The sequence below is a fragment of the Nonomuraea sp. NPDC001831 genome (assembly GCF_042892035.1).
Taxonomy (GTDB): Bacteria; Actinomycetota; Actinomycetes; order Streptosporangiales; family Streptosporangiaceae; genus Nonomuraea.
Genome location: NZ_JBIATU010000011.1, coordinates 269,784 through 296,458 on the forward strand (window position 1 = coordinate 269,784; position 26,675 = coordinate 296,458).

At 71.5% G+C, this 26,675-nt stretch carries 25 protein-coding genes and 1 pseudogene; 13 read left to right on the plus strand and 13 right to left on the minus strand.

Annotated features, from left to right (window positions below; translation table 11 throughout):
• Nucleotides 1-13: 13 nt before the first annotated feature.
• A complete protein-coding gene (locus tag ACFYYW_RS32095; protein ID WP_387654202.1) occupies nt 14-721 on the plus strand; it encodes a vancomycin high temperature exclusion protein in 708 nt (235 codons plus the stop codon).
• Here ACFYYW_RS32095 and ACFYYW_RS32100 read toward each other — a convergent pair.
• Nucleotides 697-1,887 carry a PrsW family intramembrane metalloprotease gene (locus ACFYYW_RS32100; RefSeq protein WP_352364398.1) on the minus strand — a complete coding sequence of 397 codons (1,191 nt, stop codon included), beginning with the start codon at nt 1,885-1,887 and terminating at the stop codon, nt 697-699. The genes ACFYYW_RS32095 and ACFYYW_RS32100 overlap by 25 nt on opposite strands.
• Before the next feature lie 125 nt (nt 1,888-2,012).
• The gene (locus ACFYYW_RS32105) at nt 2,013-2,957 is read right to left on the minus strand and encodes a heme o synthase (RefSeq protein WP_352364400.1); all 945 of its coding nucleotides are present in this window, start codon (nt 2,955-2,957) and stop codon (nt 2,013-2,015) included.
• A gap of 335 nt (nt 2,958-3,292) precedes the next feature.
• Between ACFYYW_RS32105 and tkt the strand changes: the two genes are divergently transcribed.
• Genes tkt through pgl form a run of 6 tightly spaced genes read left to right on the plus strand, consistent with a single transcriptional unit; the run spans nt 3,293 to nt 11,352 of the window.
• Nucleotides 3,293-5,323, plus strand: coding sequence for a transketolase (tkt, locus tag ACFYYW_RS32110; RefSeq protein ID WP_387654304.1), 2,031 nt, complete (start codon nt 3,293-3,295; stop codon nt 5,321-5,323).
• 7 nt (nt 5,324-5,330) lie between these two features.
• Nucleotides 5,331-6,422 carry a transaldolase gene (gene tal, locus ACFYYW_RS32115; protein WP_364393688.1) on the plus strand — a complete coding sequence of 364 codons (1,092 nt, stop codon included), beginning with the start codon at nt 5,331-5,333 and terminating at the stop codon, nt 6,420-6,422.
• Nucleotides 6,419-8,035: a glucose-6-phosphate isomerase gene (locus ACFYYW_RS32120; RefSeq protein WP_364393691.1), complete on the plus strand. Its 1,617-nt coding sequence runs from the start codon at nt 6,419-6,421 to the stop codon at nt 8,033-8,035. Before tal ends, ACFYYW_RS32120 begins: the two co-directional genes overlap by 4 nt.
• A 1-nt stretch (nt 8,036) precedes the next feature.
• Nucleotides 8,037-9,638: a glucose-6-phosphate dehydrogenase gene (gene zwf / locus ACFYYW_RS32125; RefSeq protein WP_364417364.1), complete on the plus strand. Its 1,602-nt coding sequence runs from the start codon at nt 8,037-8,039 to the stop codon at nt 9,636-9,638.
• Nucleotides 9,638-10,552, plus strand: a complete 915-nt coding sequence (opcA, locus tag ACFYYW_RS32130) for a glucose-6-phosphate dehydrogenase assembly protein OpcA (protein ID WP_352323011.1) — start codon at nt 9,638-9,640, stop codon at nt 10,550-10,552. The genes zwf and opcA overlap by 1 nt, the downstream gene beginning before the upstream one ends.
• A gap of 26 nt (nt 10,553-10,578) precedes the next feature.
• Entirely contained in the window at nt 10,579-11,352 is a 774-nt protein-coding gene (gene pgl / locus ACFYYW_RS32135; RefSeq protein WP_352323012.1) for a 6-phosphogluconolactonase, read from the plus strand.
• Between the two features lie 3 nt (nt 11,353-11,355).
• Here the strand turns inward: pgl and ACFYYW_RS32140 are convergent, their stop codons facing one another.
• The 4 genes from ACFYYW_RS32140 to add all read right to left on the minus strand — a co-directional run bounded on the left by ACFYYW_RS32140 (nt 11,356) and on the right by add (nt 15,429).
• Entirely contained in the window at nt 11,356-11,934 is a 579-nt protein-coding gene (locus ACFYYW_RS32140; RefSeq protein WP_387654208.1) for a hypothetical protein, read from the minus strand.
• The gene (locus ACFYYW_RS32145) at nt 11,927-14,032 is read right to left on the minus strand and encodes a hypothetical protein (RefSeq protein WP_387654211.1); all 2,106 of its coding nucleotides are present in this window, start codon (nt 14,030-14,032) and stop codon (nt 11,927-11,929) included. Before ACFYYW_RS32145 ends, ACFYYW_RS32140 begins: the two co-directional genes overlap by 8 nt.
• Nucleotides 14,029-14,280 (minus strand): hypothetical protein, encoded by a 252-nt coding sequence (locus tag ACFYYW_RS32150; RefSeq protein WP_352323015.1) that lies wholly within the window; start codon nt 14,278-14,280, stop codon nt 14,029-14,031. The genes ACFYYW_RS32145 and ACFYYW_RS32150 overlap by 4 nt, the downstream gene beginning before the upstream one ends.
• Nucleotides 14,281-14,409: 129 nt before the next feature.
• A complete protein-coding gene (add, locus tag ACFYYW_RS32155; RefSeq protein ID WP_387654214.1) occupies nt 14,410-15,429 on the minus strand; it encodes an adenosine deaminase in 1,020 nt (339 codons plus the stop codon).
• Nucleotides 15,430-15,531: 102 nt separating this feature from the next.
• On the opposite strand from add, the gene ACFYYW_RS32160 reads away from it, so the two are divergent.
• A complete protein-coding gene (locus ACFYYW_RS32160; RefSeq protein ID WP_387654216.1) occupies nt 15,532-16,371 on the plus strand; it encodes a class I SAM-dependent methyltransferase in 840 nt (279 codons plus the stop codon).
• 208 nt (nt 16,372-16,579) lie between these two features.
• On the opposite strand, the gene ACFYYW_RS32165 is transcribed toward ACFYYW_RS32160, so the two are convergent.
• Both ACFYYW_RS32165 and ACFYYW_RS32170 read right to left on the minus strand, forming a co-directional pair.
• The gene (locus ACFYYW_RS32165) at nt 16,580-17,449 is read right to left on the minus strand and encodes an oxidoreductase (RefSeq protein ID WP_387654219.1); all 870 of its coding nucleotides are present in this window, start codon (nt 17,447-17,449) and stop codon (nt 16,580-16,582) included.
• A gap of 39 nt (nt 17,450-17,488) precedes the next feature.
• Nucleotides 17,489-18,313, minus strand: coding sequence for a hypothetical protein (locus tag ACFYYW_RS32170; protein ID WP_387654222.1), 825 nt, complete (start codon nt 18,311-18,313; stop codon nt 17,489-17,491).
• A 74-nt stretch (nt 18,314-18,387) separates the two neighbouring features.
• Here ACFYYW_RS32170 and ACFYYW_RS32175 point away from each other — a divergent pair.
• Nucleotides 18,388-18,804: pseudogene (locus ACFYYW_RS32175) on the plus strand (Clp protease N-terminal domain-containing protein); the annotation flags it as partial.
• Between the two features lie 247 nt (nt 18,805-19,051).
• On the opposite strand, the gene ACFYYW_RS32180 reads toward ACFYYW_RS32175, so the two are convergent.
• Both ACFYYW_RS32180 and ACFYYW_RS32185 read right to left on the minus strand, forming a co-directional pair.
• On the minus strand, nt 19,052-19,522 hold the full coding sequence (locus ACFYYW_RS32180; protein WP_352323020.1) for a hypothetical protein: 471 nt from the start codon (nt 19,520-19,522) through the stop codon (nt 19,052-19,054).
• Nucleotides 19,523-19,712: 190 nt separating this feature from the next.
• Nucleotides 19,713-20,081: a helix-turn-helix transcriptional regulator gene (locus tag ACFYYW_RS32185; protein ID WP_387654224.1), complete on the minus strand. Its 369-nt coding sequence runs from the start codon at nt 20,079-20,081 to the stop codon at nt 19,713-19,715.
• A 167-nt stretch (nt 20,082-20,248) separates the two neighbouring features.
• Between ACFYYW_RS32185 and ACFYYW_RS32190 the strand changes: the two genes are divergently transcribed.
• Nucleotides 20,249-20,632, plus strand: coding sequence for an STAS domain-containing protein (locus ACFYYW_RS32190; RefSeq protein WP_387654227.1), 384 nt, complete (start codon nt 20,249-20,251; stop codon nt 20,630-20,632).
• A gap of 238 nt (nt 20,633-20,870) precedes the next feature.
• Complete coding sequence (locus tag ACFYYW_RS32195) at nt 20,871-21,404, plus strand: hypothetical protein (RefSeq protein ID WP_387654229.1); 534 nt, start codon at nt 20,871-20,873, stop codon at nt 21,402-21,404.
• Nucleotides 21,405-21,512: 108 nt separating this feature from the next.
• Here the strand turns inward: ACFYYW_RS32195 and ACFYYW_RS32200 are convergent, their stop codons facing one another.
• Nucleotides 21,513-22,529: a GNAT family N-acetyltransferase gene (locus ACFYYW_RS32200; protein WP_387654231.1), complete on the minus strand. Its 1,017-nt coding sequence runs from the start codon at nt 22,527-22,529 to the stop codon at nt 21,513-21,515.
• Nucleotides 22,530-22,865: 336 nt separating this feature from the next.
• On the opposite strand from ACFYYW_RS32200, the gene ACFYYW_RS32205 reads away from it, so the two are divergent.
• The gene (locus tag ACFYYW_RS32205; RefSeq protein WP_387654233.1) at nt 22,866-24,242 is read left to right on the plus strand and encodes an NAD(P)/FAD-dependent oxidoreductase; all 1,377 of its coding nucleotides are present in this window, start codon (nt 22,866-22,868) and stop codon (nt 24,240-24,242) included.
• A gap of 39 nt (nt 24,243-24,281) precedes the next feature.
• Nucleotides 24,282-25,886 (plus strand): amidohydrolase, encoded by a 1,605-nt coding sequence (locus ACFYYW_RS32210; protein WP_387654236.1) that lies wholly within the window; start codon nt 24,282-24,284, stop codon nt 25,884-25,886.
• A gap of 49 nt (nt 25,887-25,935) precedes the next feature.
• On the opposite strand, the gene ACFYYW_RS32215 is transcribed toward ACFYYW_RS32210, so the two are convergent.
• Both ACFYYW_RS32215 and secG read right to left on the minus strand, forming a co-directional pair.
• Nucleotides 25,936-26,280 (minus strand): RNA polymerase-binding protein RbpA, encoded by a 345-nt coding sequence (locus ACFYYW_RS32215; protein ID WP_082310244.1) that lies wholly within the window; start codon nt 26,278-26,280, stop codon nt 25,936-25,938.
• A gap of 74 nt (nt 26,281-26,354) precedes the next feature.
• Entirely contained in the window at nt 26,355-26,585 is a 231-nt protein-coding gene (gene secG, locus ACFYYW_RS32220) for a preprotein translocase subunit SecG (protein WP_090942947.1), read from the minus strand.
• Nucleotides 26,586-26,675: the final 90 nt, after the last annotated feature.

Below are 26,675 nucleotides of genomic sequence, written 5' to 3' on the forward strand. Positions count from 1 at the left end.
GATGGTATGGGGTGTGCTGCGACTCCCTAGTCTCTCGCGCAGGCTGCTGCGCCGTACGTACCAGGGGCTGGTGCTGGTCAGCGTGCTCGCGCTGGCGCCCATGACGTGGGCCTGGCTCGACAGCTCGCCGCACCGCGTGGTGGCCGACACCGGCGGCTGGCTGGGCCGGGTGCCGCCCGCGCAGGTCGCGCTGGTGCTCGGCGCGGGGTTGTGGCGCACGCAGCCCACGCCCATGCTGGCCCGCCGGCTCGACGTGGCCGCCGAGCTCTACCGGGCGGGCAAGGTGCGGGCGCTGCTGCTGTCGGGCGACAACAGCCGCAAGGAGTACGACGAGCCCACCGCCATGCGCGACTACCTGCTGCGCAAGGGCGTGCCGGCCGACGTGATCGTGCTCGACTACGCCGGGTTCGACACCTGGGACTCCTGCGTACGGGCCCGCCGGGTGTTCGGCGCCGAGCGGGTCACCGTCGTCACCCAGGTCTTCCACCTGCCGAGGGCCGTCGCGCTGTGCCGGACGGCCGGCCTGGAGACCTTCGGCGTGGGCGACGACTCCACCCGCCAGTGGGCGGCCGCCACGTACGCCTACGCCACCCGGGAGCTGCTGGCCACCGGCAAGGCCGTCGTGGACGCGCTGCTGCTGCACTCCGACCCGGTCTACCCCGGCCCGCGCGAGGTCTCGCTGACCGAGATCCTGGCTCAGCGGGGCGCGCCGGGCGCGTAACCGGGCGGCGGGGTGCCCCTGGCCATCCGGCGGGCGTGCACGGGCGGCACCGGGAAGTCGGCGCGGGCGGTGCTCATGCACTCCAGCAGGGCCCGCTGCTCCTCGTGGAAGGCCTGCTCGTCGACGATGTGGCGGGCCGCCCGCTCGTGCAGCAGGCCCAGCTCGGTGGCGGCGAGCTGGTAGTCGCGCATGGCGCGCACCCCTCGTTTGCCGCCGTAAGCCCTGGCCCACTGCCTGGCCTGGCGGCGCCTGGCGAACGTGGACAACATGTAGATGTCGGCCGGCCCGACCAGCCTGGTCGGCTCGTACGGCGGCAGGTAGGTCTGGATGAGCGCGACGATGCGCCGCCGGTCCCTGAAGACCACACCGATCAGCACGACGAGCACCACCAGCAGCGCCAGGTAGGCCACCACGAGCCCGGGGAAGCCGCCGTAGGAGGCCAGGCCGTTCCACAGGCCGTGCAGGATCATCGCCCCCGACCAGCCGGCCAGCACCAGGAAGACCCGCTCGGGCCCCTGGCGCTGGGCCGCGTAGGCGACGGCCACCCCGATCATCGAGCTGAACAGCGGATGGGCGAACGGCGACAGGATGCCGCGCAGCACCACGGTGACCGCCAGGCTGCTGACGCCGTTGCCGTTGAGCGCCGACAGGTAGTAGCTGACGTTCTCGCTCATGGCGAAGCCGAGGCCGACCATGCTGGCGTAGATGATGCCGTCGGTGGGGCCGTCGAGCTCGGCCCGGCGGAACTTGAGCAGGCCGAGCAGCACCAGGCCCTTCATCGTCTCCTCGACCACCGGCGCGCCGAAGGTGGCCGCCAGGTTGCGGGCGCTGGTCGGCGAGAGCTTGGCGGTGTCGATGAAGTAGTGGAGGTTGAGCGAGTTGATCGCGCCGGCGACCAGCACGGCGATGCCCGCGCCCCAGGCGAAGGCGAAGATCAGATTGCTGCGCGGCTCCGGCTCCATGCGGTCGAGCGCCAGCACGGCGGCCAGCAGCAGCGGCACCGGCGCCAGGGCGAGCCCGAGCGCGATGAAGAACTGCACCGGCTCGCCGTTGATCACGTCGAAGGAGAACGAGACCAGGGCGCAGATGCCGGTGAGGACCAGCCCGGTGATCAACGCGAACGACGGGCGGTCCTTCAACACCCAGCGTGGATCACGGGTCGCCATACCGTGACTTTAACGGATCGAAGGGCCGGGGTCCGTGCCGACCGCCCGCGCGGGACAGCCACTCCTCACCGTCCGGACACGCGCCTGGCGGCCCTCGCGCACGGCGGTCGGGACGGTCACGGCGCTCAGGCCAGCAGCGGGTCGATCGCGACGGCGAGGAAGAGCAGCGCGAGGTAGGCGTTGGACCAGTGGAAGAAGCGCATCGGGCGCAGGTCGACGCCGCTCTTGCCGGCGTTGAGCCGGGCCAGCAGACGGTGGACCTCCCACAGGCAGACCACGCCGAGCACGACCGCGACGACCGGGTAGAACAGCGTGGTGCCGGCCACCGGCCACAGGGCCAGCGAGCACAGCACGGTCGCCCAGGTGTAGGCCACGGACTCCAGGATCACCCGCCGCTCGGTGGCCACCACCGGCAGCATCGGCACCTTGGCCGCCGCGTAGTCCTCCTTGTAGCGCATGGCGAGGGTCCAGGTGTGGGGCGGCGTCCAGAAGAACACCACGCCGAACAGCACCAGGGGCGCCCAGTCGAGCCGCTCGGTGATGCCCGCCCAGCCGATCATGACCGGCATGCAGCCCGCGATGCCGCCCCAGACGATGTTCTGGGCCGTGCGGCGCTTGAGCACCATCGAGTAGACGATGACGTAGAACAGGATCGCGCCGGTGGACAGCGCCGCGGCCAGCCAATTGGTGGTGAGCCACAGGCCAACAGTGGACAAAATCCCCAGGACGATCCCGAAGACCAGCGCGCCGCGCGGCGACACCTGGTGCCGGGCCAGCGGCCGGCGGCGGGTGCGGCGCATCTTCTGGTCGATGTCGCGGTCGACGTAGCAGTTGAGCGCGTTGGCGCTGCCCGCCGACAGGGTGCCGAAGACCATGACGGCGATCGACTTCCACAGCGGCGGCAGGCCGCCGGCCGCCAGGAACATCACCGGGAGGGTCGTGATCAGCAGCAGCTCGATGATCCGCGGCTTGGTGAGCGCGACGTAGGCCTTCACGACCATGCCGAACGTGCGCGGCGCCCCGGGCTCGGTCGAGGGAGCCGTGGCCTGCCTGTTGGTCAGCACCGTCAAGGCGCTTCCAGCCTGTGCGGAGTCAACGCGTAACCTCTGATTAGAGCGGATCGATGAGTGGCGCCGTGGCGCCTCTGCGAACAAACAAACTGTAGTCGCAGGGGCGGACGGTCCGGCCAATGGGGGGCTTGCGCCATTCATGGACACGCGAGGGTGGAATGGGAATCGATCGCCAGCTCCACTCGGTTAGGGTCCCGTGTGGGCGGGATAGCCAACAGGTACTGCCAAATGACAACTAGATTCCGGAGATCGAGCACTTGAGCACCGAACTCGTGCCAGCCCTTGAATGGACCGACCTCGACAAGAAGGCCGTCGACGTCGTCCGGGCCCTGGCGATGGACGCAGTGGAGAAGGCGGGCTCGGGTCATCCCGGCACCGCCATGAGCCTGGCCCCCGCCGCATACCTGCTGTTCCAGCGCGTGATGCGTCACGACCCCAGCGACCCCAACTGGGCGGGCCGTGACCGGTTCGTGCTGTCGTGCGGCCACACCAGCCTGACGCTCTACATCCAGCTCTACCTGTCGGGCTACGGCCTGACGCTCGACGACCTGCGGCGGCTGCGCCAGTGGGACAGCCTGACGCCGGGGCACCCCGAGCACGGCCACACCGCCGGCGTGGAGACCACCACCGGCCCGCTCGGGCAGGGCCTGGGCAACGCGGTCGGCATGGCGATGGCGGCCCGCCGCGAGCGCGGCCTGTTCGACCCCGACGCCGAGCGCGGCGCCTCGCCGTTCGACCACCACATCTGGTGCTTCGTCAGCGACGGCGACATCGAGGAGGGCATCAGCCACGAGGCCAGCGCCCTGGCCGGCCACCAGAAGCTCGGCAACCTCGTCGTCCTGTACGACGACAACCACATCTCCATCGAGGACGACACCCTCATCGCCAAGTCCGAGGACGTCGTCAAGCGTTACGAGGCCTACGGCTGGCACACCGAGAGCGTCGACTGGACCGCCGGCGGCGAGTACGAGGAGGACGTCCAGGCGCTGTACGAGGCGCTGGAGGCGGCCAAGGCCGAGACCGACCGGCCCTCCTTCATCCGGCTGCGCACGATCATCGGCTGGCCGGCGCCGAACAAGAAGAACACCGGCAAGATCCATGGCGCGGCCCTGGGCGAGGCGGAGATCGCCGCGACCAAGGAGATCCTGGGCATGGACCCGGCCAAGAGCTTCGACGTGCCGGCCGAGGTGCTGCAGCACGCCCGCGAGGTGGTCGCGCGCGGCCGTACCGAGCGCGCCGAGTGGGACAAGGGTTACGCCGAATGGCGCCTGGCCAACCCCGAGCGGGCCAAGGAGTTCGACCGCATCTCCCACCGCGAGCTGCCCGCCGGCTGGGCCACGGCCCTGCCGGAGTTCGAGACCGGCTCCTCGATGGCCACCCGCAAGGCCAGCGGCGAGGTGCTGGGCGCGCTGGCGCCGGTGCTGCCCGAGCTGTGGGGCGGCTCGGCCGACCTGGCCGAGTCGAACCTGACCACGATGAAGGGCGAGCCGTCCTTCATCCCCGAGGAGTACCAGACCAAGGACTTCCCCGGTAACCGCTACGGCCGCACGCTGCACTTCGGCATCCGCGAGCACGCCATGGGCGCCATCCTCAACGGCATCGCCCTGCACGGCGGCACCCGCCCCTACGGCGGCACGTTCCTGGTCTTCTCCGACTACATGCGCCCCTCGGTGCGCCTGGCCGCGCTGATGAAGCTGCCGGTCACCTACGTCTGGACGCACGACTCCATCGGCCTGGGCGAGGACGGCCCCACCCACCAGCCGATCGAGCACCTGTGGGCGCTGCGCGCCATCCCCGGCCTCGACGTCGTCCGCCCGGCCGACGCCAACGAGACCGCGCACGCGTGGAAGACGATCCTGGAGCACACCGACCGTCCCGCCGCCCTGGCTCTGACCAGGCAGAACGTGCCGGTCTACGAGGGCACGAGCGCCGAGGGCGTGGCCCGCGGCGGCTACGTGCTGCGCGAGGCGTCCGACGGCCAGCCGCACGTGATCATCATCGCCACCGGCAGCGAGGTCGAGGTGGCCGTGCAGGGCCGCGAGCTGCTGGAGGCGCAGGGCATCCCGGCACGAGTGGTGTCGATGCCGTGTGTCGAGTGGTTCAACGGGCAGGACTCCGCTTACCGGCAGACCGTCCTGCCGAGCTCGATCAGGGCTCGGGTCGCGGTCGAGGCCGGCGTCGCGCTCGGCTGGCACCAGTTCGTCGGCGAGTGCGGCGAAGTGGTCAGCCTGGAGCACTTCGGCGCCTCGGCGCCGTACAAGACGCTGTACGAGCAGTTCGGGCTCACGGCCGAGCGCGTGGCGGCCGCGGCCAAGGCGAGCCTCGCCAAGCTGGGTCAGGACAAGGGCGAGACGACGGGAAACTGAGAAGAAGATGAGCGAGAACCTCAACAAGCTGTCCGGCCAGGGCGTTTCCATCTGGCTCGACGACATCAGCCGCGAACGGCTGCGCACGGGCAACCTCGACCAGCTGATCCGCGAGAAGAACGTCGTCGGGGTCACCTCCAACCCGACGATCTTCGCCAGCGCGCTCAGCAAGGGCGACGCCTACAACGCCCAGCTCCACGACCTGGCCGTGCGCGGCGTCACCGTGGAGGAGGCCGTACGCGCCATCACCACGTACGACATCCGCTGGGCCGCCGACGTGCTGCGCCCGGTCTACGACGCCACCGGCGGCGTGGACGGCCGCGTCTCGCTGGAGGTCGACCCGCGCCTCGCTCGTGAGAGCGAGAAGACCGTGGCCGAGGCCAGGGCGCTGTGGTGGATGGTCGACCGGCCCAACCTGTTCATCAAGATCCCGGCCACGCTCGAGGGCCTGCCCGCGATCACGCAGGCGCTGTCGGAGGGCATCAGCGTCAACGTCACGCTGATCTTCTCCCTGGAGCGCTACCGCGCGGTCATGGACGCCTGGCTGGCCGGCCTGGAGGCCGCGCAGGCCAAGGGCCTGGACCTGGCCACGATCGAGTCGGTGGCCTCGTTCTTCGTCAGCCGCGTCGACACCGAGATCGACAAGCGGCTCGACAAGCTCGGCAAGCCGGAGCTGAAGGGCAAGGCCGGCATCGCCAACGCGCGCCTGGCCTACGCCGCCTACGAGGAGGTCGTCAGCTCCGAGCGCTGGCAGCGGCTGCGCGCGGCGGGCGCCCGTCCGCAGCGTCCGCTGTGGGCCTCGACCGGGGTGAAGAACCCCGACTACTCCGACACCATGTACGTCGACCAGCTCGTCGCCCCCGGCACCGTCAACACGATGCCGGAGAAGACGCTCGACGCCACCGCCGACCACGCCCAGGTCACCGGCGACACCGTGCGCCCCTTCTACGAGCAGGCCTGGAACACCATGGCCGCGCTCAAGGACGCCGGCATCGACTACGACGACGTCGTGCGCGTGCTGGAGGAGGAGGGCGTCGAGAAGTTCGAGGCGTCCTGGAACGAGCTGCTGGAGAGCGTCACCAAGAATCTGGTGCCATGATCGAGGTGTCCTACCGCGAGGAGGGGGTGGCCGCGGCCGCCTCCTCCGTCGCGGGGCGCCTCGTCGCCGACGGCGTGCCCGCGCGGCTGGCCGGCGGCGACCCCACCCTGTGGGGCGAGGACGCCGAGGCGGTGGCGGCGGTCCGGCTGGGCTGGCTGACGCTGCCGCGCACCTCCCGCGAGCTCCTTCCCGAGCTGGGCAAGCTCGTGGAGCGGGCGCGCGCCGAGGGCCTGACGAACGTGGTGCTGGCCGGGATGGGCGGCTCGTCGCTGGCTCCCGAGGTGATCTGCCAGACCGCCGACGTGCCGCTGACCGTGCTCGACACGACCGACCCCGCGCAGGTCCGGCGGGCGCTGACCGACCTGCTGGAGTCCACGGTCGTGGTGGTGGCCAGCAAGAGCGGCTCGACCGTCGAGACCGACTGCCACCTGCGCATCTACGAACAGATCTTCACCGAGGCGGGCATCTCGCCCGCCGACCGGATCGTGGTCGTCACCGACCACGGCTCGCCGCTGGAGCAGCGGGCCGTCGACGGCGGCTACCACCTGGTCCTGGCCGTCCCCGACGTGGGCGGCCGCTATTCGGCGCTGTCGGCGTTCGGGCTGGTGCCGAGCGCGCTGGCCGGGGCCGACGTCGAGCGGCTGCTCGACGACGCCGAGGAGGTGCTGCCGCTGCTGTCCCTCGACACCGGCAACCCCGGCCTCGACCTGGGCGCGGCCCTCGGCGGCGCGGCGCTGGCCGGGCGCGACAAGCTCGTGCTGGAGGACCAGCTGTCCGGCATCAACGGGCTGCCCGACTGGATCGAGCAGCTCGTCGCCGAGTCCACCGGCAAGCAGGGCAGGGGCATCCTGCCGATCGTCAACGCCGACCCCAACCACACCAGCGACGAGCTGGTCGTCGCGATCGAGTCCGACGACGGCGCCGTGCGCGTCGACGGGCCGCTCGGCGGCCAGTTCCTGGTCTGGGAGTACGCGACGGCCGTGGCCGGGCTGCTGCTGGAGATCGACCCGTTCGACCAGCCGAACGTGGCCGAGTCCAAGGAGAACACCGCGGCCCTGCTGGCCCTGCCCGACCTGCCGCTCGGCGCGCCCGCGCTGGTCGACGGGCCCGTCGAGGTCTACGGCGCGGTCCGCTCCCACGACCTGCCCGGCGTGCTGGCCGAGCTGCTGAAGGCCATCCCGCACGACGGCTACCTGGCCGTGATGGCCTACCTCGACCGGCTGGCCGCCTTCGACGCGCCGGTGCCCGAGGGGGCCGACTTCGAGCAGATGACCGACGCGTGGATGATGGCCGACGCGGCCACGCTGCGCGCCCTGCTCGCCATCCGCACCAACCGGCCGGTGACGTTCGGATGGGGGCCGCGTTTCCTGCACTCGACCGGCCAATACCACAAGGGCGGGCCGCAGAACGGCGTGTTCCTGCAAATCACGGGTGCGGTGACCGACGACGTCGCCGTCCCCGGGCAGCCGTACACGCTGGGGCGGCTCCAGCTCGCGCAGGCGCTGGGCGACCTGGCCGCGCTGGAGACGCGCGGACGGCCCACCGTACGCCTGCATTTGACGGACCGCGCGACGGGTGTCGCGCATTTGCTCGCAGCCGCACAGGAGGTTTGAGATGACTGACGAAGCATCTCCTGAGGAGGAGGTCGTCGCGGTGGCGGCGGCCGTGGCGAACACCGCCACGACATTGGAGGTCGCCGAGGCCAACCCCTTGCGCGACCCGCGTGACAAGCGGCTGCCGCGGGTGGCGGGGCCGTGCGTGCTGGTGCTGTTCGGCGTGACGGGCGACCTGGCCAAGCGCAAGCTGCTGCCGGCCATTTACGACCTGGGCAACCGCGGCCTGCTGCCGCCCGGTTTCTCGCTGGTCGGTTTCGCCAGGCGCGACTGGAAGGACCAGGACTTCGCGCAGTTGACGCACGACGCGGTCAAGGCGCACGCGCGTACGCCGTTCCGCGAGGAGGTCTGGAAGCAGATCCTCGAGGGCATCCATTTCGTCCCGGGCGAGTTCTCCGACGACGGAGCCTTCGACGCGCTGGCGATGGCGTTGGCCGAGATCGACCAGACCCGCGGCACGGGCGGCAACTACGCTTTCTACCTGTCCGTCCCGCCCAAGTTCTTCCCCGTGGTGGTCGAGCAGCTCAAGCGCACCGGGCTGTCCGACGCGCCCGAGGGGTCGTGGCGGCGGGTGGTCATCGAGAAGCCGTTCGGCCACGACCTGCAGTCGGCCCACGAGCTGAACGAGATCACCACGTCGGCGTTCCCGGAGAGCTCGATCTTCCGGATCGACCACTACCTGGGCAAGGAGACCGTCCAGAACATCCTGGCGCTGCGCTTCGCCAACAACCTGTACGAGCCCATCTGGAACCGCAGCTTCGTCGACCACGTGCAGATCACCATGGCCGAGGACATCGGCATCGGCGGGCGCGCCGGCTACTACGACGGCATCGGCGCGGCCCGCGACGTGATCCAGAACCACCTGCTCCAACTGCTCGCGCTGGTCGCCATGGAGGACCCGACCTCCTTCGACGCCTCGGCGCTGCGCCGGGAGAAGGAGAAGGTGCTCAAGGCGGTGCGGCTGCCGTCCAACCTGGGGCTCAACACCGCCCGCGGCCAGTACGCGGCCGGGTGGCAGGGCGGCGAGAAGGTGGTCGGCTACCTCCAGGAGGAGGGCATCTCCGCCGAGTCCACCACCGAGACGTACGCGGCCGTCAAGCTGGAGATCGCCAACCGGCGGTGGGCCGGGGTGCCGTTCTACCTGCGTACCGGCAAGCGGCTGGGCCGCCGGGTCACCGAGGTGGCCGTGGTGTTCCAGCGGGCGCCGCACCTGCCCTTCAGCAAGACCGACACCGAGATCCTCGGCCAGAACGCCCTGGTCATCCGCGTGCAGCCGGACGAGGGCATCACCGTGCGGTTCGGGTCGAAGGTCCCGGGCACCGCCATGGAGGTGCGCGACGTGTCCATGGACTTCGCCTACGGCGAGTCGTTCCTGGAGTCCTCGCCCGAGGCGTACGAGCGGCTGCTGCTCGACGTCATGATCGGCGACCCGCCGCTCTTCCCGCACCAGCGCGAGGTCGAGCTGTCCTGGACGATCCTCGACCCGATCGAGGACTTCTGGGCCACGCAGGGACAGCCCGAGGCCTACGAGTCGGGCTCGTGGGGCCCGGAGTCGGCCGACGCGATGATGGCGCGCGACGGCCGCGTGTGGAGGAGACTCTAGTGACGACTTTCATGCTGTCGGACACGACGGCCGGCAAGATCTCGGCGCAGCTCATGCTGCTGCGCCACCAGATGGGCGCGCCCGCCATCGGCATGGTGCTGACCCTCGTGGTGGTCTCCGAGGAGCGCCATCAGTACGACGCGCTGCGCGCCGCCACCGAGGCGGCCCGCGAGCACCCCTCGCGCATCATCGTGGTGATCAAGCGGGAGGAGGCCGAGCCCAACCGGCTCGACGCCGAGCTGCGCATCGGCGAGAACACGCCGGGCGAGGTCGTGGTGCTGCGCCTGTACGGCGAGCTGACCCAGCACGCCGACTCCGTCGTCAGCCCCTTGCTGCTGCCCGACACCCCCGTGGTGGCCTGGTGGCCGGGCGCGGCCCCCGACGTGCCTTCCAAGGACGCGATCGGCGCCCTGGCCCAGCGGCGCATCACCGACGCCAAGGGCTTCGAGAACGGCGGCGCCGCGTCGCTGGTCACCCGTGCCAAGGGGTACGCCCCCGGCGACACCGACCTGGCCTGGGCCAGGCTGACGCCGTGGCGCAGCCTGCTGGCCGCCGCGTTCGACCAGCCGGTGGGCAAGGTGCGCAAGGGCGTGGTGGAGGCCAGCGCCGGGCACCCGAGCGCGCCGCTGCTGGCGGCCTGGTTGTCGGAGCGGCTGGGCGCGCCGGTCAAGGTGGGCGAGTCGGCCGGTCCCGGTCTGACCGCCGTACGCCTGCAGACCGGCGACGGCGAGCTGTCGGTCATGCGTTCCGACGCGCGGCTGGCCACGCTGTCGCGGCCCGGCCAGCCCGACCGGAACGTGGCCCTGGCCAGGCGGCACACCTCCGAGCTGATGGCCGAGGAGCTGCGCCGGCTGGACAGCGACGAGGTCTACGAGGCCGCAGTCAAGCGCTTCGCCCGTACGTACAAGGGCTGACCCCCTCCACCTGAGAAAGAAGTGTCGTGAGCGTTCCCAACGTTGTCGTGCACCGCGACGCCGACGTCCTGGCCAAGGCCGTGGCGGCGCGCATCATCACGCGCCTGGTCGACGTGCAGTCGGCCAAGGGGTCGGCCTCGATCGTGCTGACCGGCGGCACGGTCGGCATCGCCACGCTGGCCGCCATCGCCGCCACTCCAGCCCGTGACGCCGTCGACTGGCGGCGCCTGGACGTCTGGTGGGGCGACGAACGTTTCGTGCCCACCGGCGACAAGGAACGCAACGAGACCGGCGCCCGCCAGGCGCTGCTCGACCACGTGGACCTGGACCCCGCCCGCATCCACGTGATGCGCGGCCCCGACTCCGGCATGACGGCCGAGGAGTCGGCCGAGGCGTACGCCGCCGAGCTGCGCGCCGCGGCCCGCCCCGAGGACCACGGCCCGGTGCCGGCCTTCGACGTCATGCTGCTCGGCATGGGCCCCGACGCGCACGTGGCCTCGCTGTTCCCCGGCATGCCCGCCCTGTACGACACGCGCCCGGTCGTCTCCGTGCACGGCTCCCCCAAGCCGCCCCCCACCCGCATCTCCCTGACCCTGCCCGCCATCCAGGCGGCGCGCGAGGTGTGGGTGGTGGCGGCCGGCGAGGAGAAGTCGGGCGCGGTCCGCCTGGCGCTGTCGGACTCGGGGCACGTCCAGGTGCCGGCGGCCGGCGCCCGCGGCCGGGCCGGCACCCTGTTCCTGCTGGACCGCGCCGCCGCCGCCAAGATCCCCCCAGAACTGGGCCGCCTGGCCTCCCCCTGACGCTCAACGCGGATCGGCGGCGGGAGTACAGGCGAACATCTCGCCGTACCGGCGCTGCGCGATCCGCACGAGCTGAACGAGGTCGTCGTCCTGGTCCCGTGCGGGGTTCCTCATGATAGTGATGCCGATGAACGGGCTCGCGGCCCCGCACCGGAACCAGACGCCCGCGCTGCGGAACGGGTACAGCCGGGCCTTGAAGTCGTGTATCTGCCCCTTGCCCAGCTCGGGCGGCAACTGCACGGGAGAGCCGTCCTTCCCGTGGGCGGCGAAGGTCTCGAAGATCTCCGGGCGAGCCGACACGTCGTAGCTCGTGATGACGAGGCTGCGCTCGTCGTTGGACACCACACACGTGTTCCCCACCGGGTGCCTGCTGTTGGGACCTGCCTTGTACGAGCCGGTGTAACCGGTCAGCTCGGCGAGCGCGGCACGCGGGACGAAGTTGCACAGGTAGGGCGGCGCGTCGGCGACGGGCCGCCGTACCGGTGAAGGCGTCTGCGCCGGGGTGGTCGTCCGGCCCGGTGTGCAGGCGGCGGCCGAGACGGCGAGGAGCAGGCAGAGCAGCGCCGGCAGCGGCCTAGCCATGGTGTTCCCCGGTCTTGTCGGGCTTCCTCATGTGGCTGGTGAACTCGCCGGTGCCGGTCCTCGTCATCCCTTGCGCGTCGCCGAAGTCGCTGGGGATGGTGGTGTGCCGTTCCATCCACTGCAGGAACGCGTCGTATTCGTCGTGGTTCATCGAGGCCGGTGGCTTGACGCGCGGCGGGTCACCGACCACGAAGGGCTGCCCTTCCAACTGCTTGTGGTCGTAGTGCTCGTGCGTGATCGCGGAGGATTCGAGCATCTGTCTCACCAGCTGGTCGACGACCTCCTCGTTCTCGGCCCCTTCCGCGACGCTCTTGACGGTGTGCCCGCCGCCGTGCCCGGCCTGATCGAGCATCCACTTGCCCGCGCTGGTGTAGCCGTCCTTCACGAAGTTCTCGTACGCGGCCTTGGCCGCCTCGATGCCCGCCTTCCCCACGAGCCCGGCGCCGGGTACGGGGATCTCGCCGATGCCCATCTCGACCAGCTTCATGAGCTCGGCGTCCGCCGCGTCCGCCTCCTGCCCTCTCGCGATCAGAGCCTGTCCGCGCGCCTCCATGAGATGCCCGAGGCCGCGGGCGTCGTTGGTCACCACGTTCTTCAGCATCGTGTCGTTGCCGGTCATGATCGCTTCGTCGACATCACGCCGCATGTGGCCGATCTCTCCCATGAGCAGGTTGTCGTAGGCCCTGTCGTCGGCGGCCAGGTCGAGCGTGACCAGGTCGAGGTCCGCGGCGCCGAACCGGCCGATGGAATGCCCCGCGTTGTCGCTGGTGAGCTCGCCGTCGGCGGCCCTGGGAGCGTTCTTGTAGAAGGCCGCGGACAGGTCGTCGGCGTGGTCGCCCAGGACGCGGCCCATGTTGTCGCGGATTCCCGACAGGTCGTCGAGCTCGGACGGGTCGGCGAAGACGACCTTGCCCGTTTCGTCGAGCGTCACGTGGGGCCGTACGTCGTCGGCGTAGATCTGGGTGGCCAGGACGGCCAAGGACTTGGACAGGTCGTCCTGGCCCTTCATCGCGGCCTCCATGGCACGGCCCAGCGACTCGCCGTGATCGCCCATGGCCCACTGCGGGCGGCGGTCGTGCATCAGGTATCTCAGCAGCTCACGGTCGGCGAGCAGCGCCTGGGCCGGCTCCCTGCCGCTGGCCGCGACGGCCAGCAGCGCGCCGATCGGGTCGGCCGCCCCGATCTCGTCGGTGTCCTGGAACGGGCGGGAGACGGCGGGGGCGGGCAGGTTGTAGACGTCGGTGTCACGGGGCAGGAAGCGCACTCCGTGCTCCTTGAGGTGGTCGCGATCCCAGCGGATCATGTCGCGGCCGATCGTGCGCATGAACCACGGGCTGTACGGTTCCCGCTCCCCCGCCGCCAGGATCTGGCCGAGCGCCCAGTAGCCGGGAGCGGTGAGCCCGCCCATGCCGGGCGCCGGTGTCTCCTCGCGCCCGCGTCTGCGTAGTTCGTCCAGGAAGCGGGTGCCGAGGCGTGGGGTGCCTTCCTTGGCGACGGTGGCGTGGGCGAGGGCCGTCGCCAGCACGGAAAGCAGCTCCTGGTGCTGCTCACGCAGCTTGCGCCCCTGCTCCGGGCCCTGGTCGAGCGCCATGCGCACGCGGGCCGACAACTGCACGGGCAGGGTGGTGAGCGCCTGCGGGCCGAGCTTGTCCAGCAGGGCGGTGGCGAAGCGTGGGTCGCTCATCCGGCTCTTGAAGGCGGCGAGCTTCCTCAGCGCGTCCTGGTCGCCGCGTCCGGCCGCCGCGACCAGTCCCGCGGCCTGTTCCGCCTCGGCGCGCACTTGGGACGGGATCAGCCGCCCTTCGTCGACCCGGACCGCGCCGGGCTGCACCACGGAGCCGGGGACGGGGTGGCCGAAGACGTCGGTGTCGACCTTCTCGGTCTCGTAGGCCAGGTCGCGCCGCCGGTACAGGTCGGGCGCCTGCTCGGTCAGCCAGCGGGCCGCCCGGTCGATGGCGGCGACCCCGGGGTGGCTCATCCTGATCCCCGCCAGGATCGCGCGAAGCTCGCCCGCGCAGCCTGTCAGGGCCTGGCCCGCCTCCTGCACGCCCTGTCCGAGCCGGTGCATCTCGCGCGGGTCGAGGGAGGAGAACGTCACAGGTTCCTCCGCTCGTCGAGGGAGTAGCGGGCGGCCTCCTCGCGGAGCTCCTCGACGATCTCCCGCAGGCCGCGCCACACCTCCAGCCTGCGGCGCGCCAGGTCCTGGGCGAAGGCGTCGGCGGCCGGGCCCGTCCAGGTGCGTCCGTCCGCCATCTGGCGCACGGCCTCGTCGAGGCAGTGCCAGTGCCGGTCGGACAGCGCCTGCACGCGGCGCTGAGCCTCCAGCAGGTCCGCCGGAGTAGTCATGTGAACCTCCCACCGACCGTGGTACGCACGCCGCGCCCCCTCAGGCTCAATCCGTGCTCCACGATGCCAGGAGAGTCCGGCCGCGTCACGCCGTTCGGTGAGGACGGCATGACGCGACGTGTCTGCCCGTCAGAGGGCGGCGGTCAGGGTGTCGATCTCCTTGAGGAGGGTCTGCTTGCGGTCGGGGGTCAGGTAGGAGGCGTTGACGGCGTTGCGGGCCAGCTGGGCAAGCTCGGTGGCGCCCAGGCCGAGCACGTGGGCGGCGGCGCGGTACTCCCCCGCCAGCGTGGTGGCGAACATGGGCGGGTCGTCGCTGTTGAGGGTGACGTACAGGCCCTCCTCCAGCATCCGGGGCAGCGGGTGGGCGGCGAGCTCGGGCACCTGGCCGGTGCAGACGTTGGAGGTGGGGCAGACGTCCAGGGGGAGCTGGGTCTCGCGCAGGTGGGCCACGAGGCGGGGGTCGGACAGGCAGTTGATGCCGTGGCCGATGCGCTCGGCGCCGTAGCCCTCGATGACCTCCCACATCGTCTCGGGGCCGCTCATCTCGCCGCCGTGCGGGACGCTGTGCAGGCCGGCGGCGCGTGCGGCGGTGAAGGCGTCGCGGTAGGCGTCGCGGTACTTGGGGCGGTCCTGTTCGATGCCTCCGATGCCGAAACCTACCAATGCGGCGGGAGGTTCGCGCAGAGCGTGGTCGACGGTGATCCGGGCGGCCTCCTCGCCGTACTCGCCGGGGATGTCGAAGATGTAGGCCATCTCCACGCCGTGGTCGGTCAGTGAGCGGCGGGCGGCCATGTCGAGGGCCTCGGTCACCTCGCGCATGGGCATGCCGACCATGTGGTGGGCGTACGGGGTGACCTGCAGCTCGGCGTACCGGCCGCCCTGCCCGGCGAGGTCCCTGGCCAGGCCGAGGACGAGGGTGGCGACGTCCTCGGGCTCGCGGACGAGGCTGTTGACGGCCTGGTACACGCGGGCGAAGTGGGGGAAGTCGAGGAAGGTGTAGAAGCGGCGCAGTTCCTCCTCGGAGGTCGGGACCTCGCTGCCGGGATGCCGCCGGGACAGCTCCAGCACGGTGTCGACCGAGGCCGATCCGACCAGATGTACGTGCAGCTCCACCTTGGGCAGCGCGTCGATGAAGGCGTCGATGGTCATGGCGACGACCATAAGCCTGAGATTTCCCTCTGAGACAGGGGAAGGGGCGAAATTTCACGGCAAGATGTCAGGATTCGGGTTGCGCGGGTAGGCTCCTGGTTCGTGAGGGATCCTGAGGCCTACGACCGCGGCTTCGCGCGGCTCAGCTCGCACACCGTCCAGCCTCTGCTCGCCGCCGTGACGCGAGACGCCGTGACGCCGGGCACGGCCGAGCCCCCAGGCATCGCCGCGCCCCCGGGCGCCGACGTGACGGCCTTGCCGGACGGCCGGGAGGCGGAGCGGCGTCCGGAGCGGATTCTCGACGTCGGATGCGGCACCGGCGTGGTCACGGCGGCCGCTCTCGCAGCCGGTGCCGAGGTCACTGCCGTGGACGCCGACCCCGCCATGCTGGAGCTGCTCGCCCGCCGCCACCCCGCCGCCACGGTCCGCCGGGCCACCCTGCCCGTCCTGCCGTTCGAGGACGCCTCCTTCGACGCCGTGGCGGGCAACTTCGTCGTCAACCACGTCGCCGACGTCCCGGCGACGCTCGCGGAGCTGCGCCGGGTGCTGCGTCCCGGCGGCGCCGTCGCGCTGACCTGGTGGAAGTCCGACGAGATGACGGCCACGAACGTCTTCGCCGAGGCCCTGGCGGCGGCAGGAGTGCCGTACGAACCCCCGGTCCGCCCCTTCTCCGCCGTTGAACGGCCGGAACGCTTCGCCGCGTCGCTGGAGGAGTCGGGCTTCACGGCCGTGGACGTGCGCACGCTGCGCTGGCGGCACCTGGTGGACGTCGCCGCCTGGTGGAGCGGCGTCGTCGAGGCGGGCGGCCCGCGTTTCGAGACGATCACCCGCCAGCCGCCGGAGACCTACGCCCGCATTCGGGCCTGCTACGACCGCCTGGCCGCCCCGTACGCCGGCACGGGCTTCCCCGTCTGCGCCCACCTGGCCCGCGGCATACGCTGACCGGATCAGGACCGGCGGGCCGGCCACGCCGCCGACCGGCTCCTCGCCGAAGAGCGGCCCGGTGAAGATCATGGCTGCCACGCCAGAGCCTCAGGCGACCTGTGGACAGCTGCGTCGAGCTCGCCAGCCCACTCGACCAGGACGCGCCGCCTACCGACCTTGTGGGCGCGCAAGGCCCCGGCGAGTGTCCGGGGCCGCGGCAGGTTGTTCAGCGGGGGGCGACCTCCTCGAACCGTACGCCTGTGAGCTGCGCGGACACCTCCCACAGCCGCCGGGCGACCTCCTCGGACCTGGCCGTCTCCGAGGGCGTGAGCAGCTTCAGCCGAGGGCCGACGAACTCGCCGCCGGTGATGTCCGGGGAGGTGGCGGCGTACAGGGAGGAGGCGGCGCCGGCGTCGGCCGACTGCAGGAACAGGCGCAGGAGGGGCTGCAGGGGCCCCAGCTTGACGAAGCGGGTCGCGGTGGCACTCGGGTGGGTGGCCACGCTGATCAGCCGCACACCGGCCCTGTCGGCCCGTCGCTGGAGCTCCAGGGTGAAGAGCAGGTTGGCGAGCTTGGACCGTCCGTACGCGCTCATCCGGCCGTACCCGCGTTCCAGGGCGAGGTCGTCGAAGTCGAGCCTGCCCATGGAGTGCGCGTCGCTGGAGACGGTGACCACGCGCGCGTGCGGGGCGGCCAGGAGCCGTGGCAGGAGCAGGCCGGTGAGCGCGAAGTGGCCGAGGTGGTTGGTGGCGAACTGCAGCTCCCAGCCGTCCTTGGTCACCTGACGGGGGATCAGGCCGATCCCGGCGTTGTTGACCAGGAGGTCCACCTTGTCCACCGTGTCGGCGAAGCGCCGGATCGAGGACTGGTCGGCCAGGTCGAGGGCGCCGTACCTGACGTCGGCCCCCGGCACGGCCCGCCGGATCTCGGCCACGGCCGCCTCGCCCTTGTCCGCCGAGCGGGCGGCCACGACGACGCGGGCTCCGTGCCGGGCCAGCTCGCGGGCGGTGGGCAGGCCGATGCCGCTGTTGGCGCCGGTCACGATGGCCGTGGTGCCGGTGAGGTCCGGGATGTCGGCTGGCGTCCAGGGGGCCATCGCCCCTCCTTGCAGGTGTACGAGCGCGTTTCGTGCACCTTAGTCCAGTCGGCGGCGGGCGTGGCGCTCCTCGCGGCGGGTGACCTCCAGACGTTGCCGGACCTCCTCCAGCCGTTTGCGCGCCTTGGCGAGCTTGCGTTCCAGCCGGGCGACCTTCTCGGCACGCTCGTCGTAGTCGCGGGTGACCGACTCCAGGGCCTCGGCCCACTCCCGGTGAGCCGCCTCGGCCTCGGCGCGCTCCTTCGCCTTTCTGGCCTCCCTGGCCTCCCTGGCCTCCCGGGCCTGCCTGGCCTCGGCCTCCGCCCGCGTCCGCGCCTCGGCCGCCGGGTCCTTCCCGGCCCGTCCCCGACCACGCGAATCGGGCCGGGACCCGCTGGAAGGCCCACTGGGAGGCGCGGCGGAAGGGGCGGGGGCGAAGCCGCTGTAGCTGAGCGGTTTGGCCAGGCGGCCGGCCCGCACCTGGTCGGCGGCTCCGGCCTCCACGACGGCGGCGTCCAGCGTCTGGTCCACCTCCGAGGCGGCCGCCGCCGACAGGCCGCCGGCCTGCCTGGCCAGCCTCGCCACCCTGGCGGTCGCCTCGCCGCGCGCCCGGGTCAGCTCGGCCAGCGCTCCGGCGTCCTGCGCCTGCCAGGCCGCGCGCAGCCGCTCCCCCACGCCGAGCAGTTCGGCCAGCTCGGCGGGGTGCTCCCGGGCCAGCCGGTTGACCGCCCAGGCCGAAACGGTGGGCTTGCGCAGCTTGGCGATGTCGCGCGAGAGCCGTACGTCGCCCGCCTCCTTGGCCGCGCGGACCTCGGCCGCGCGGGCGGCGGTGAACTCCGCCGGCGGGACTGCGTAGAGGCGGCCGGCCACCTCGTCAAGATCCACACAGGACAAATACCCCACGCGGCGCGGTTTGTAGCGCATAGTGGAGGCAGCCCCAGTCGAACGGAGGCCCCCCGGTGTTCGAACGCTTCACCGACCGTGCGCGCAGGGTCGTCGTGCTCGCCCAGGAGGAGGCGCGGCAGATGAGCCACGACTACATCGGCACGGAACACATCCTGCTGGGCCTCATCCACGAGGGCGAGGGGCTGGCCGCGCTGGTGCTCGACGGCTGCGGCGTGGAGCTGGAGCACGTACGCGCCTTCGTGGAGCGCGTGGCGGGCCGCGGGGCCAGCTCGCCGAGCGGGCACATCCCCTTCACCCCGCGCGCCAAGAAGGTGCTGGAGCTGTCCCTGCGCGAGGCCCTGCAACTGCGCCACAACTACATCGGCACCGAGCACATCCTGCTCGGGCTGATCCGGGAGGGCGAGGGCCTGGCCGCCCTGGCTCTGGCGGACACCGGCGCCGACCTGGCCGACGTCCGGCAGCGCCTGCTCGACCGGGTGGGCCGCGGCACCAGGGAACGTCCGACGGAGGTGTACTTCGGCGGCGGCTCGGTGCTCGCCGAACGGCTCACCCGCATCGAGGAGAGCCTGGAACGCATCGAGCGCCACCTGGGCATCGGCCCCGCCGCCGCCGACCCGGACGAGCCCAAGACGCCCACGCAGGAAGGGCCGCGCGAGGAAGGCCTGGGCTGAGCGACCGGCAGCCCCTGACCGGCAGGCAGGCGCGCGTTCGCGGCGTTCAGGAGTGGGCGGCGCGGATCTCCGTCACGGTGAACTCGTCGACGATGTGCCTGTTCTGCACCAGGAACCCCACCACCCCCGCCACCGCCTCCGCGCCCAGGGCGGCCCGCACGCGGGCGCTCAAGAGGTAGACGAGGGGCGTCGCCGGCTGGGTGAGAGTGAGGTCGCGGTCGTGGCGGTGCACGTCCTGCAGCGCCCTGATGGGGATCGGCCGCTCAGTGGTGAACCACACCGCGACCTCCCAGAGCGGCTGCGCCGGACCGACGTCGGCACAGACGTGGTAGCAGGTGACGCAGCCATGCGCGGCATGCCGGCCATGCGGACAGGTCCACTGGAGGACGTCGGCCGCGCTCTGGGGCTGGGCGCCCAGGACGGCTGCTTCGGTGACGCGGCGGCGCGCCCGCCTCGGCCGGTCCTCCCACGGGGAGACGGAGTCACTGCTGATGATCGGATCCCTTCGCGGCTGCACCCCAGGACATCCAAGCCTAGTCTCGTCAGCGGCCCTGTGTCCGAGCGGCGGGAGTCGCCTGCGAGAGCCTTGCCCGAAGCAATGGCTTGAGGACTCCACGACCACAGCCTGGACGTCAGGAACACCGCCAAGAGCTCCGGGAATCCGGTTCTTCGCGGCCCCGCGACACGCCTTCGGGTCATGGCCGCGGTCAGTTGTCCTGGAGCGCCTGCCGGGGCAGGTCTCGTTCGGTGAACATGTCCACCAGCAGGCGGATGGGCAGTTCCGCCTCGGTGGGATAGCGGAAGTGCTGGTCCAGGTTGAGGTGGTAGTGGTTGCGGCGGCCTACCCGCTCGCGCACGACATAGCCGCCCTGGTGCAGGTCGGAGACGATGCTCTGCACCGTGCGCTCGGTGATGTCCAGGGTGGCGGCGATGTCGCGGAGGCGGGCCTCCGGATGGCGGGCGATCTCCAGCAGGACCCGGGCGTGATGGGTGAGGAAGGTCCACCGGCGCTCGTCCGCACGGCCGGCCACCGCCTCATCGGCTCGTGCGTCCACTGACGTGTCGGAGATGCGCATCCCGACAGCATTTCACGAAGGGACTGTGCAGAAAACTCTTTCCGGTATTGTATTTCGGGATTACAGTTGGGGCTGCCTCGGCAAGCACATGGTCCCCACATCGGGGAGAAGCGATGCCCATTCCCGGAGGCAGCCATCGTGAACCACCGAACCGAGGGGGCATCGTCATGACCCCGCTACTGATCGACTCGTGGGACACACCCGGCGCGGTGGTGGTCACCGTGACAGGCGAAATCGACACCACCAACGCCCTCCGCCTGCAGGAGTACCTGATCCGGGCGGCTCGGGCCGGCGTCCCGGTGGTGCTCGACCTCGCCGCGATGACCTTCATGGACAGCAAGGGGCTGCAGGCGCTGATCCACGTGCACGACGAACTGCGCGCTGTCGGAGGCGGTCTGCACCTGGCGGCCGTCCAGGGCACCCCCGCCCGGCTCTTGGAGATCACCGGCGTAGCGGACTTCCTGAACGTCCACCCCAGCGTCGACCATGCGCTGACCGCCCTGGACGAGCCGGACGCGGGCGACTCCTTCCCCGAGCGGAACCCCGCCTGACCACTCGCCTGCACACGGCGCCCCGACGCACGCTCGACCCTTGACCGCCCGGCCGTAGCGAGCCGGCGCGGGCCTCCCCGCGGGCACCCCTCACCGGCGGAATCCCGCATGGCACACCCCTTCTCCCTGTGCCCGGGATCACTGGCGCAGTGGGTATTTGTGCGCCGACCGACCAGCCTGGCGGCGTGTGTACTACCCGAGGCCCGCAATCCGGCGGACCGCTTCATCAGGGGGATACATGTTCACGTCAGGAAGACCAGGACGCACCGCTGCGTTCGCCGCCGCCATGTGCGTGGCCGGAATCGGCGCCGCGCTCGCCTCGCCGGCGCAGGCGGCCACCGTGTACAAGGAGCTCGAATACCGCGGCAACGCCTCCAGGCTGGTCCTGTCCGCGGAGGCGAACTTCAACGGTTCCTTCGTCGTGCTGAAGGCCGACACCAACAGCGCGCTCGGCCAGTGGGCGCAGACCGCGACCGCCTCCTCGGGCGGCGGGCAGCCCGCCTTCGTCTACACGCTGCGGGCCAGCCTGGAGACGGGCTCTCCGCTGTGCCTGACCGCCAGGAACGTCGTGGACGTGGTCGTGGCCGCGTGCGACGACACCGACAGCCAGAAGTGGTTCCACCCCACCGCCGTGTCAGGCCCTGGCGGCACCCTGCCGACCAAGAACGTCGCCAACCTCCGGCACCTGGGGCAGAGCCAGTCTCCGCAGGCGACATCGTTGTCGCTGTTCGGGCCGATCGGCGTGCACTTCTGGGCCAAGCGCACCGCCTGAGCCATCGAGGCGGCCAGGCGTGGATCCCAGTGCTCCTGAGCTGGTGTCCCTCTGGTCACATCGGCGCCGGCGAAGGCGCGGTCCTGACCGGGGCCGCGCCGTCGCGAGTCACACCATGGCGGCGACGGACAGGCGGGCCTCGATCACGCCGGGATCGTCGGTGGGGCCGACGGCGGCGCCCAGCCTGGCCATGAGCCGGTGCATGCGCATGTTGTCCGACAACATGGTGGCGCGGATCTCGGCGAAGCCGTGGTTGCGGGCGGCGTCGATGAGGATGCGGGCGAGCGCGGCGCCCAGGCCGCGGCCCTGCCAGCCGTCCTCGACGAGGAAGGCGAGTTCGGCGGCGCCGGGGTCGGCGCGGTACATGAGGCTGGCCAGGGCGATGACCTGGCCGTCGTGGCAGGCGACGACGGACTCGCCGCGGTCGCGGTCGCACAGCCGGTCGAACATGCGCGGCGGCAGGGACGGCATGGCGGTGAAGTAGCGGAAGCGGCGCGAGGCGGGGGTGCAGCGGTCGTGGAGGTCGCGCACGGCCTCGCGGAAGGCGGGCGTCAGGGGGCGGACGTCGACCTCGGTGTTGTCGGCCAGGCGCAGGGACCGGTCGCTGCCGGCGGGTTCGGTGGGGGGCTGGGCGAGCCGGACGAAGGCGGCGGCGCGAGCGGCCTCGGTGAGGGTGAAGGGCAGCTCGCGGCGGCGCAGCTGGATGACGCGTTTGGGGGCGACGGGGATGACGAGCTGGTGGGGGTCGGGCAGTTCGCTCACGGGCTCACCGTAGGCCCAGCGGGCGGAGTCCGCGCGCAGCAGGTCGGCCAGGATCGCCGGCAGGCGCCATGGCTGGGCGTGCAGGCGGGCGGCGAGGAGGAGGGCGCGAGTGGTCTCGTCGGCGAGCTCGTGGGCGGCGGCGGGAACGACGTGGACGCGACGTCCGCCGGCGGCTTCCAGGGCGGCGGCGACGTCTTCGGCGGAGGCGGGGACCTCGGCGACGAACTCGTCGACGGTGCCGGCGGTGTCCGGCTGCACGGACAGGCCGAGGATGTTGCCGCCGCGCTCGGCCAGGGCGGTGGCGAGGGAGGCGAGGCGTCCGGGTCGCTCGTCGACGGTGGCGCGGATGCGCATGTAGGCCATGGGGTCCCCTTCCGTTGTGATTCCAGCGTGGAAGAGGTGTGTTACGGGGTTGCTACACGGTGGTGGCTCCGCCGTTTCGTTTGCCGATTTGCGGCTTTTTGTGGTCTTCGCCCAGCTCCAGGCGCCGCCGTGGCGTTCCACCGAGACCTGCATGACCGCCTCGGGGGCCCGCCGGGAGTGGAGGCCGGCCGTCCGGTTCGCTCGTGGTCCGGACGCGCACGAATCCCGCGAGGAGGAGCACGCCGGGGTACGTGCCCCACCCGCAGACGACGGGTTTCATCACGAATTTCGTCGTGAGATGCGCCACCTAATCCCGATATAGCAGGATATGGGGCCATGAATGCGCGAGTTCCCTTGTCGTCCGGATTCGTCAACGGTGACGTGTCCTTCTGGTACCGCTCGTCCGGGGTGCCGGAGCCCGGTCCGCGGCTCGACGGCGACCTGCAGGCCGACGTGGCGATCGTCGGGGCCGGCTACACGGGGCTGTGGACCGCGTACTACCTCAAGAAGGCCCGCCCCTCGCTCCGGGTGGTGCTGCTGGAGCAGGAGTTCGCCGGGTTCGGCGCCTCGGGACGCAACGGCGGCTGGCTCACCGGCGACCTGGCCGGCTCCCACGAACGGTACGGCTCGGGCGCCCGCCGGCTGCAGCGCGAGATGTACGCCTCCATCGACGAGGTCATCGCGGTCTGCGAGCACGAGTCGATCGACTGCGACATCGTCAAGGGCGGCGTGGTGAACGTGGCCCGCACCCCCGCCCAGGCCGACCGGCTGCGCGCCTCGGTGGCCGCCGCCCGCGCCTGGGGCATCGAGGAGGCGGACCTGCGGCTGGCCGACCCCTCGGAGCACGTGCGCGTGGCGGGTGCCCTGGCGGCCTCCTGGAGCCCCCACTGCGCCCGCATCCAGCCCGCCAAGCTGGCCCAGGGGCTGGCCAGGGCCGTACGCGACCTCGGCGTCCCGGTCTACGAGCGCACCCCGGTCACCGAGATCGCCCCCGGCCGGGCGGTGACCCCGTACGGGACGGTCACGGCGGCGTACGTCATCCGCGCCACCGAGGGCTTCACCGCCCGCCTGAACGGCCTGCGCCGCCAGTGGCTGCCCATGAACAGCTCCATGATCGTCACCGAGCCGCTCCCCGCCTCCTTCTGGGACGAGGTCGGCTGGCGGGGCGCCGAACTGCTCGGCGACCTCGCGCACTACTACATGTACGCCCAGCGCACCACCGACGACCGCATCGCCTTCGGCGGGCGGGGCCGTCCCTACCTGTACGGCTCCCGCATCGACGCCCGCGGCCGCACCCACGAGTGGACGGTCGAGGCCCTGTGGCGGCTCTTGGTCGACTTCTTCCCCGCGGCCCGCTCCTCCTCGGTCGCGCACGCCTGGTCGGGCGTGCTGGGCGTGCCGCGCGACTGGTGCTCGACCGTGCACGTGGACCGCGCGACCGGCCTGGGCTGGGCCGGCGGGTACACCGGACATGGCGTGACCACGACGAACCTCGCCGGACGCACCCTTCGTGATCTCATACTCGGGACGGAGACGGAGCTGACGTCCCTGCCGTGGGTGGGGCGCAAGGTGCGCTCCTGGGAGCCCGAGCCGCTGCGCTGGATGGGGGTGCACGCGATGTACCGCCTGTACCGGGTGGCCGACCACCGGGAGCGCTCCATGCCCCGTACCTCCGCCCTGGCCCGCTTCGCCGACCTGATCACCGGTCACTGACCCCGTACCGGGAACCGCACTGAGAAAGGGAGAACCTCCATGAACATCCTCTTCCGTGGCGGAGGCGCCTTCATCGGCGGCGCCGTGCGGCGCGACGCCGTGCTGGTGCGGGACGGGGTGATCGCCGCCGTCGGCCCGGAGGGCGAGCTGTCCCGCAGCGCCCCCGGCCACGACACCGTCGACCTGGACGGCGGCCTGCTCACCCCGGGCTTCATCGACGCGCACATGCACCCGGTACAAGCCGGACTCGAACGAGCAAAGTGCGACTTGTCAGAGATTTTCGGCCTAGACGCCTACATCGCCAAGATCTCCGACTACGCCACGAAAAATCCAGAAAAAGAGTGGATCGACGGCGGAGGCTGGGACATGTCAGCCTTCCCCAACGGCCTCCCCCACCGCTCCCAGCTCGACTTCCTCGACCGCCCCGCCTACCTCATCCAGCGTGACCACCACGCCGCCTGGGTCAACTCCCGCGCCCTCGACCTGGCCGGCATCACCCGCGACACCCCCGACCCCGCCGACGGCAGGATCGAGCGCGACGCCGACGGCACCCCCTCGGGCGTCCTGCACGAGGGCGCGATGGACCTCGTCGGCCTGCTGGCCCCCCGGCCGACCGCCGAGGACCAGACCCGGGCCCTGGCCGAGGCCGAGCAGCACCTGTTCTCGCTGGGCGTCACCGGCTGGCAGGACGCCATCGTGGGCTCGTACGCCGGCTCGGACGACCAGCTTCCCACCTACCTCGACGCCGCCCGCGCGGGGCGGCTGCGCGCCCGCGTGGTGGGCGCGCTGTGGTGGGACAGGACGCGCGGCGAGGACCAGATCGAGGACCTGGTCCGCAGGCGGGCCGCCGCCGAGGGGCTGGACCGGTTCGCCGCCACCTCCGTCAAGATCATGCAGGACGGCATCACGGAGAACTTCACCGCCGCGACGCTGGAGCCGTACTGCCGGTGCGGCGGCACGGGCCTGTCCTACGTCGATCCCGGCAAGCTCAAGCGGTACGTCGCCGAGCTGGACCGGCTGGGCTTCCAGGTGCACTTCCACGCCATCGGCGAACGTGCCGTGCGCGAGGCCCTGGACAGCTTCGAGGGCACCGACCCGGCCAACCGCCACCACATCGCCCACCTGCAGATCATCGAGCCCTCCGACGTGCCGCGCTTCGCCGCGCTGGGCGTCACGGCCAACCTGCAGCCCCTGTGGGCCACCCACCACGCCCAGATGGACGAGCTGACGCTGCCGTTCCTGGGTGAGCCGCGCTCGTCGTGGCAGTACCCCTTCAAGGATCTGCAGGCGCACGGCACCCGGTTCTGCGCGGGCAGCGACTGGCCGGTCTCCGACGCCGACCCGATCCAGGGCATGCACGTGGCGGTGAACCGTACCGAACCGGGCGGATCGGTGCACGCGGGCTACCCGACGGCGCAGACGCCGTTCCTGCCCGGCCAGCGCCTCGACCTGGCCACGGCGTTGACCGCCTACACCGAGGGGTCGGCCTGGATCAACCGCTCGCCGGCGGGCGTGATCGCGCCCGGCCGCCCGGCCGACCTGGTGGTGCTCGACCGCGACCCCTTCGAGCTGCCCCCGGCTGACATCTGGACGACGCGGGTGCGCATGACGTTCGTCGACGGCGTGGCGGTGCACGGCCGGTGACGCGCGAAGGGCCCCGGTGACCAGCACCAGGGCCCTTCCGACGGCTCGCCTACCAGGGGGACTTGTTGTTGCGCAGGCGCTCCAGTGCCTCCTCGAGGATCGCCTTGCCGTCCTTGTCGCTCCGGCGCTCCTTCACGTAGGCCAGGTGCGTCTTGTACGGCTCGTTCTTGGGCGGGGCAGGCGGGGCCTCCTCGTCCTGTCCGGCTGGGAGGCCGCAACGTGGGCAATCCCACATCTCGGGGACCGCCGCGTCGCTGGCGAAACTGGGGCGCGTCTCGTGCATGTTGGCGCACCAGAACGAGACCCGCACTCTCGGAGCTGCCTCGCCGCGCTCGGCCTCCCCCATAGGGCCGGCGCCGACTCGGCTGCCACGGATCGCGTTGCCACTACCCACGGATGAACTCCTCGCTCGATCGCCCCGCGTCGTGACACGGGGGGAGAATCACTGTCACGCGTTAATCAGTTGTCTCAGGGCCGCATGAGCAGGCCGAGAGCGATGATGCAGACGAACCAGACGGTGCCCGTGATGACGGTCAGCCGGTCGAGGTTGCGCTCCACCACCGAGGAACCACCGAAGTTCGACGAGAAACCGCCGCCGAACATGTCAGACAGGCCGCCACCCTTGCCCTTGTGGAGCAGGACGAGCAGGATCATGAGACCGCTCGCCAGGATGAGGGCGATGGAGATTCCGATTTCCACGGTATGCCTGTTCCTTCAGTGCTCTGTTACGCGTGACGATTCAAACTTGCCTCTTGAGGGTACGGCCTGGTGTCAAGTCGCACCCTCAGA

What these genes read in the sequence shown, in the direction of transcription:
- ACFYYW_RS32100 (WP_352364398.1), bottom strand. Translation starts at nt 1,887, where the DNA reads ATGGCGACCCGTGATCCACGCTGGGTGTTGAAGGACCGCCCGTCGTTC.
- tkt (WP_387654304.1), top strand. Translation starts at nt 3,293, where the DNA reads ATGGACGCAGTGGAGAAGGCGGGCTCGGGTCATCCCGGCACCGCCATG.
- tal (WP_364393688.1), top strand. Translation starts at nt 5,331, where the DNA reads ATGAGCGAGAACCTCAACAAGCTGTCCGGCCAGGGCGTTTCCATCTGG.
- ACFYYW_RS32120 (WP_364393691.1), top strand. Translation starts at nt 6,419, where the DNA reads ATGATCGAGGTGTCCTACCGCGAGGAGGGGGTGGCCGCGGCCGCCTCC.
- zwf (WP_364417364.1), top strand. Translation starts at nt 8,037, where the DNA reads ATGACTGACGAAGCATCTCCTGAGGAGGAGGTCGTCGCGGTGGCGGCG.
- ACFYYW_RS32140 (WP_387654208.1), bottom strand. Translation starts at nt 11,934, where the DNA reads ATGGCTAGGCCGCTGCCGGCGCTGCTCTGCCTGCTCCTCGCCGTCTCG.
- ACFYYW_RS32150 (WP_352323015.1), bottom strand. Translation starts at nt 14,280, where the DNA reads ATGACTACTCCGGCGGACCTGCTGGAGGCTCAGCGCCGCGTGCAGGCG.
- add (WP_387654214.1), bottom strand. Translation starts at nt 15,429, where the DNA reads ATGACCATCGACGCCTTCATCGACGCGCTGCCCAAGGTGGAGCTGCAC.
- ACFYYW_RS32165 (WP_387654219.1), bottom strand. Translation starts at nt 17,449, where the DNA reads ATGGCCCCCTGGACGCCAGCCGACATCCCGGACCTCACCGGCACCACG.
- ACFYYW_RS32185 (WP_387654224.1), bottom strand. Translation starts at nt 20,081, where the DNA reads ATGCGCATCTCCGACACGTCAGTGGACGCACGAGCCGATGAGGCGGTG.
- ACFYYW_RS32190 (WP_387654227.1), top strand. Translation starts at nt 20,249, where the DNA reads ATGACCCCGCTACTGATCGACTCGTGGGACACACCCGGCGCGGTGGTG.
- ACFYYW_RS32195 (WP_387654229.1), top strand. Translation starts at nt 20,871, where the DNA reads ATGTTCACGTCAGGAAGACCAGGACGCACCGCTGCGTTCGCCGCCGCC.
- ACFYYW_RS32200 (WP_387654231.1), bottom strand. Translation starts at nt 22,529, where the DNA reads ATGGCCTACATGCGCATCCGCGCCACCGTCGACGAGCGACCCGGACGC.
- ACFYYW_RS32205 (WP_387654233.1), top strand. Translation starts at nt 22,866, where the DNA reads ATGAATGCGCGAGTTCCCTTGTCGTCCGGATTCGTCAACGGTGACGTG.
- ACFYYW_RS32210 (WP_387654236.1), top strand. Translation starts at nt 24,282, where the DNA reads ATGAACATCCTCTTCCGTGGCGGAGGCGCCTTCATCGGCGGCGCCGTG.